5 protein-coding genes are annotated in these 6,131 nt (G+C 71.2%); 3 read left to right on the plus strand and 2 right to left on the minus strand.

The annotated features are described in order from the left end of the window. Positions 1–47 precede the first annotated feature (47 nt). Positions 48–1,007, plus strand: a complete 960-nt coding sequence (locus ACEN2M_RS17340; protein WP_441649389.1) for a helix-turn-helix transcriptional regulator — start codon at positions 48–50, stop codon at positions 1,005–1,007. Positions 1,008–1,029: 22 nt separating this feature from the next. After that, positions 1,030–2,409, plus strand: a complete 1,380-nt coding sequence (locus tag ACEN2M_RS17345) for an L-serine ammonia-lyase (protein WP_441649390.1) — start codon at positions 1,030–1,032, stop codon at positions 2,407–2,409. A gap of 20 nt (positions 2,410–2,429) precedes the next feature. Here ACEN2M_RS17345 and ACEN2M_RS17350 read toward each other — a convergent pair whose 3' ends face one another. Further along, positions 2,430–4,310 carry a DUF2207 domain-containing protein gene (locus ACEN2M_RS17350; protein WP_441649391.1) on the minus strand — a complete coding sequence of 627 codons (1,881 nt, stop codon included), beginning with the start codon at positions 4,308–4,310 and terminating at the stop codon, positions 2,430–2,432. Positions 4,311–4,491: 181 nt separating this feature from the next. Here ACEN2M_RS17350 and ACEN2M_RS17355 point away from each other — a divergent pair, with 181 nt between their 5' ends. Continuing rightward, on the plus strand, positions 4,492–4,944 hold the full coding sequence (locus ACEN2M_RS17355; protein ID WP_441649392.1) for a LysM peptidoglycan-binding domain-containing protein: 453 nt from the start codon (positions 4,492–4,494) through the stop codon (positions 4,942–4,944). A gap of 65 nt (positions 4,945–5,009) precedes the next feature. Here ACEN2M_RS17355 and ACEN2M_RS17360 read toward each other — a convergent pair whose 3' ends face one another. Continuing rightward, positions 5,010–6,029, minus strand: a complete 1,020-nt coding sequence (locus ACEN2M_RS17360; RefSeq protein ID WP_441649395.1) for a Gfo/Idh/MocA family protein — start codon at positions 6,027–6,029, stop codon at positions 5,010–5,012. Positions 6,030–6,131 lie beyond the last annotated feature (102 nt).

The raw sequence follows: 6,131 nt of genomic DNA on the forward strand, positions 1-6,131 counted from the left end.
ACCCATTAGGACACATTCTGTCCTCATGCAGGACGATACTGAAAAACATGTCAGACACCACCACTCGGGCCCTCGACCTGCTCTCGCTGTTGCAGAGCCACCGGCACTGGACGAGCCGCGAACTCGCCGACCGGCTCGGTGTGACGGACCGCACCCTGCGCCGCGACATCGAACGCCTGCGCGAGCTGGGTTACGAGATCGACGCGACCCGCGGCTCCGTCGGCGGTTACCGGCTGGTCGCCGGCACCGGCCTGCCGCCGCTGCTGCTCACCGACGACGAGGGTGTCGCGATCGCCGTCGGCCTCCGCTCCCAGGCCGCCGCCGGGATCCGCGGCTCGGAACACACCACCCTGAGCGCCCTGGCGAAGATCGAGCAGGTGTTGCCGCCGGCGCTCCGGCGCCGCATCGAGGCCCTGCAATCGCACACCACCGTCACGCCGGGTCAGGGCCCGGCGGTCGACGCCGACCTACTGGCCCAGCTGGCGTTGAGCTGCCGGGACAGCGAACGCATCCGGTTCGGCTACACGGCCGCGACCGGGCGGCAATCGACCCGGAGCACCGAACCGCACATGCTCGTGCCGCACGGGCGCCGGTGGTACCTCGTGGCCTGGGACAGGGACCGCACCGACTGGCGCACCTTCAGGCTCGACCGCATCCACACCCTGCAGCAGACCAGGGTGATGTTCCCGCCCCGGGAGCTGACCGCGGCCGGGGCCGCCGCCCTGGTCGCCGCGGCCGTGACCTACTCCGAGACCAGCTACACCGCGACGGTGCTGCTCGACCTGCCGCTGACGGAGGTCAGGGCCGCCTTCGGCTGGTGGGCCAGGGAGGCGAGCGCCCGGGGTGCCGACCAGACCGAATGGCCGCTGGCCAGCGACCACCTGGCAGGCCTGGCCACCGCGCTGCTCTGGATTCCCGCCGACGTGCACTACAGCGTGGAAGCGTCCGCGGAGGTTCTCGGCTTCCTCCGCGGCCATGCCGATCGTGTTCGCGCCGCCGCCGGGTAGCCGCGCGCGTACGATGGGGCGGGTGACTGCGTACGTATCGGCTCTCGACCTCTTCTCCATCGGAATCGGTCCATCCAGTTCCCACACCGTCGGCCCGATGCGGGCCGCCCTGGCGTTCGCCGACCACGTGGCCGCGAGCGGCCGGCTCCCCGAGGTGCGCCGCATCCACTGCTCGCTGTTCGGCTCCCTGGGCTCCACGGGCCTCGGCCACGGCACCCCGGATGCGATCCTGGCCGGGCTGGCGGGGCTCACCCCCGAGTCCTGCGACCCCGACGACGTGCGCGACCGCTGGGCCGGCCTCACCGAGCAGGCAACCCTGCTGCTGAACGGCACACATCCGGTGACGGTGCAGAAGAGCGACGTGACCTTCGAGCCGCGCACCCGGCTGCCCGGGCATCCCAACGCCATGACACTTACCGCGTGGGGCGACGACCCGGATGCCGCGGCGCTGCTGGAAGAGACCTATTACTCGATCGGCGGCGGATTCATCCGCCGCGACGGCGACCCGGTGCGCCCGGCCTCGTTGGTGACCCAGCCGATGCCGTACGCCTCGAGCGCCGCGCTGCTCGACCTCTGCGACAGCCACGGCATCGGCATCTGCGATGTCGCCAGGGCCAACGAGGAGGCCATCCACGGTGCCGACAGGCTGGACGCCGGATTGGACGCGATCTGGGGTGCCATGCACGCCTGCGTCGAGGCCGGCCTGCGCGTTGACGGCACCCTGCCCGGCGGGCTGGGCGTCAAGCGCCGCGCCTCGGCCATCCGTATGCAGTTGGAAGAATATGACGGGCTGCAGCAGCGCGAACGGGACACCTCGACGGAGTGGCTGCACGCCTTTGCGCTGGCCGTGAACGAGGAGAACGCGTCGGGCGGGCGCGTCGTGACCGCACCGACCAACGGGGCGGCCGGCATCATCCCCGCCGTGGCCCACTACTACCTGCGCTTCGTGCCCGGCGCGAACGCGGCCGGCATCCGTCGGTTCCTGCTCACCGCGGTGGCGATCGGTTCCCTGGTCAAGGCGAACGCGTCGATCTCCGGGGCGGAGGGGGGCTGCCAGGCCGAGGTCGGCTCCGCCTGTGCCATGGCGGCCGGGGCCCTGTGCTCGGTGCTCGGCGGCACTCCGCGTCAGGTGGAGAACGCGGCCGAGATCGCCATGGAACACCACCTCGGCCTCACCTGCGACCCGGTCGGCGGGCTCGTGCAGGTGCCCTGTATCGAGCGGAACGCCATCGCGGCGTCCACCGCGGTGTCGGCCGCACGCCTGGCGCTGCACGGCGACGGCACCCACCTGGTGTCGCTCGACACCGTGATCGAGACCATGCGTCAGACCGGCCTGGACATGATGACCAAGTACAAGGAGACCAGCGAGGGCGGCCTCGCGGTCAACGTCATCGAGTGCTGAGCGCCGCCCGGCCGCTCGGGTCAGCGGCCGCCGCCGCCTCCGCCTCCGCCACCTCCGCCGGAGAAGCCCCCGCCTGACGATCCCCCGGACGAGCTGCTGCGGCCGGAGCCCGCCCACGACGATCCCGACCCGGAACTCGTGGCCGGTGTGGTGGCGAAGCCGCCGGTTCGCACGGAGCGGGTGAACCCGGCGAGGTTCTGGGGGAAGGCGGCGGTGCCGCCCGCGCCGGAATACCAGTCCGGCGTCGCATCCGTGCTGTCGTAGGAGCTGCCGAGCTCGCGCGCCCATTCGCGCTCGACGCCCCAGAGCATCGCCCAGGGCAGCAGTTTCTCGTGGAGCTTCACGATCAGGTCGGTGTCGGTGCCGGTGCCCATGGCGGCGATTCGTTCCGCCCCCTCCGGGCTCTGCAGCACCCGGAGCCGGTCCGCTTCCGCCAGCGCCAGGTAGTCGCGGAGGCCCAGGAGGTAGTCGCGCTGCAGAGCGCCCTTCTCGGTCAGCCGAAGGGGCATCCGGTACTGCAACGCCACGAGCACCAGCGCCAGGACGGCGCCGGGGATCAGCCAGTCGACCAGGGTGCTGCTGACGTCGTTGTGCTCGGCCCACCGGTTGACCAGCCAGGCCAGGCCGACGAGCACGGCGGCGGCGAGGGCCAGGAAGCCGGGTACCCGGCTGACGCCCCGGGCGCGCAACCCTGTTGACGTGACCTGGTCGGTGATGGAGCCGCGCAGCCGGGCGATCCGGTCGCCGAGCTTCTGGTCGGCGGTGTCCAGTCGCAGCCGGGAGCCGTTCTTGAGTTTGGGGCCGAGTGCCGTGAAGATGTTCCGCTCGTCACGGTTCAGCCGGGTGGTGTCCAGCACCTCCAGGGCGTATCGCCGGCTGATCGGCTCGCTGGGGGACTCCACCAGGCGCGCGGCCCGATTGACGGCGAATCCGATCACCTGCGCGGGCAAGCCCACCTTCTTCTTGCCCAGCATCGCGGCGGCGAGCATGACCGACATGCCTTCGGGCGGGGTGTACTGCACAATGATGGTGCCGCGGCCCCTGGCATCGCGCCAGACGAAGGTGCGGAAGCCCAACAGGGTCGCCACGAGCAGCGCCGCCGCAGCCAGGATGCCCCAGGGCGCCACCGTCACGATCCAGGAGTCGTCGGGGCTGGGTGGGAGGGTGAACGTGCCGGCGCTGAAGCCGACCGCGATCGTCATGTTCTCCCCCGGGGCCAGGTCGCGCGAGGTCGCGGTGAACACGGTGCCGGCCGCCTCCGTGGCCGACTCTAACGCGCAGGTGTCGTCACCCCCGTAGTAGCCGACGTAGCAGGCGGTGTTGCCGGTGAGCGCTTCGGCGAGTGCCGCGTCCAGGTGCAGGCGTGCGGTCAGGGATCCGAACTCCTGGCCCCAGCCGGTGCCGTTGACGTCCCAGTAGAACTCGTCGGCGCCGGTGTCGGCGAAGCCGCCGATGACGTCGCGCTGGGTGTACTCGAGAACATAGGTGGTGCGCCCGTGCACGAAGTCGTCGGTGCCGAGGGCCAGTTCGGTGAACCCGTCCTGGCTGCTGGTCTCGTAGGGCACCGGCGTGCCGGACTCGTCGGTGACGCCGACCACGCTCACGTCGAGGTCTGCACCCCGGTACTCGTTCGGGATGGCCCGCACGATGCCGCGGTTCTGGTCCTCGGCCGGGAAGTCGGCCACGATGGTCTCGACGGTACGCAAGGTGGCGTGGCCGTCCGCGGCTCGGTTCAGCTCGTAGTCCACGGTGAACGAATCGAAGCTGAAGTCGTTGGCGTCCGTCGGTGCGGATGCCGCGGCCGGTGCGGCTGTCGCAGCGGCACCGGCGAGGGTCAGTCCCGCGGTCAGGGCGAGGGTCAGTGCCAGCAGGCGCGGGCGCCGGTGTGTTCGTGGTGTCATGATTTCCCCCGGTTGGATTCTATCCAGCGGGGCCTGCCGAACACGGGAGGGTGTCCCCCGCTTTAGGCACAGCGCGGGGCCCCGTCAATGGATTCTCTGACCTAAACTGTCAATCCGGGGGTACACCATCAACTTTGTGAACAGTTCACCGCAGTCGGTCCGTCCGTCACGGCGGCTCGTCGTGCGATCGGTTGTGCTGCCGGCGATGCTGATCGGCGGCCTGGCCCTGGCCGGCTGTTCCGCAGCTCCGGCGCCCGTGGTGACGGCGACAGTCGTGGTGACGCAGACTCCCACGCCCACGCCGACTCCTACTCCCACGCCCACGGTGCCGCCCGCTGCGGTGGTGGAAGATCCGAGCCTGGTGCCGAACGCCGAGGTACCGGCCGAGCCCATTCCCGAGGGCCCGGCGGTCGACCTCGGCGCCATCCCGGGCGCAGAGGCCGCCCCGGTGAAGGATGACGCCGGCAACCTGATCAGCTACACGGTGATCGAGGGCGACTCGTTCTTCGACATCGCCCAGCGCTTCGACCTGCCGATGCAGCAGCTCCTGCGCATGAACCCGAAGGTGTCCGGGCTCGGCGAGAACATCTACCTCCGTCAGGTCATCAACCTGGACTGGACCACGACGGGCTGAGCCCAGCGCGGGTCAGCCCGTCAGCGCGGTCAGCGCGGTCAGCGCGGTCAGCGCGGTCAGCGCGGTCAGCGCACCGAGGCGTGGATGCGTTCGATCAGCTCGATGGTGTGCGCCGAGTCGACGGCGTTCACCGGCAGCGGTGCCCCGCGCAACAGCGCGTTCGCCAGGGCCTCGTAGAAGCCCGCGTAGTTTCCGCGCTGGGTCGGCACGACCTGGCTGGCGCCGTCGGCGCCGAGCCGGCCCCAGGTGGACTCGGGTTCGATGCCGAAGTCGGCGTCGCTGGGCAGGTTGCCGGCCTGGATGGCGGCTTCCTGGCCGTCCACGCCCCATTTGGTGTAGCCGGCGGCCGAGCCGAGCACCCGGAACCGCGGACCGGCCTGGGCCGCGAACGAGCTCACCCAGAGGTGCGAGCGCACGCCGGAGCCGTGGTGCAGTGACACAAACGAGTCGTCGTCGGCGGCGCCGCCGGGACGGCGAGTGGACAGTTCGGCGGTGAAGTCGTCGACCGGGCCGAACAGCAGCACGGCCTGGTCGATCAGGTGGGCGCCGAGGTCGTAGAGCACCCCACCGCCGGCCGCCGGGGTCGCGCCGGCCTTCCAGCTGCGGGGAGTCCCCGGCTTGAAGAACTCGAACCGGGACTCGAACCTGTAGACGTCGCCGAGCGCGCCCTCGGCCAGGAGCGCCTGCAGAGTGAGGAAGTCACCGTCCCAGCGGCGGTTCTGGAACACCGTGAGCGGCAGGCCCAGGCTCTCGGCGCGGTTGAGCAGGGCCCACCCCTGCTCCGAGTCCACCGAGAACGGCTTGTCGATGACCACGGCGAGGCCGGCATCGAGGGCGGCATTGGCCAGGGCAACGTGGGTCTCCGGCGGGGTGCCGATCACGACGAGGTCGAGGTCGGCCGCCTGGGCGAACAGAGCCTCGGCGGTGGGCACGATTCGCACGCCGGGGTAGCTCTCGGTCGCCTTGGCACCCCGCTCCGGGTCTCCGGTCACGATGGCGTCGAGCGAGAAGTCGGGGTTGGCTGCGAGGAACGGCGCGTGGAAGACTCGGCCGGAGAGTCCGTAGCCGATCACGGCCGCGCGAATGGGGCCGGTGGGCCGGGTGCTGCCGTTCGCCGGCCGGGCCGACGCCGCAGGCTTGTCCGGGCTGGCGGCCGGGGCGGCGGCCGGGGCGGCGGGCGGGGCGGC

It is taken from the genome of Cryobacterium sp. W22_MBD10_FK3 (genome assembly GCF_052113745.1).
Classification (GTDB): Bacteria; Actinomycetota; Actinomycetes; order Actinomycetales; family Microbacteriaceae; genus Cryobacterium.

Coding starts and splice junctions, on each gene's coding strand:
- ACEN2M_RS17340 (WP_441649389.1), top strand. CDS start 48: ATGTCAGACACCACCACTCGGGCCCTCGACCTGCTCTCGCTGTTGCAG.
- ACEN2M_RS17350 (WP_441649391.1), bottom strand. CDS start 4,310: ATGACACCACGAACACACCGGCGCCCGCGCCTGCTGGCACTGACCCTC.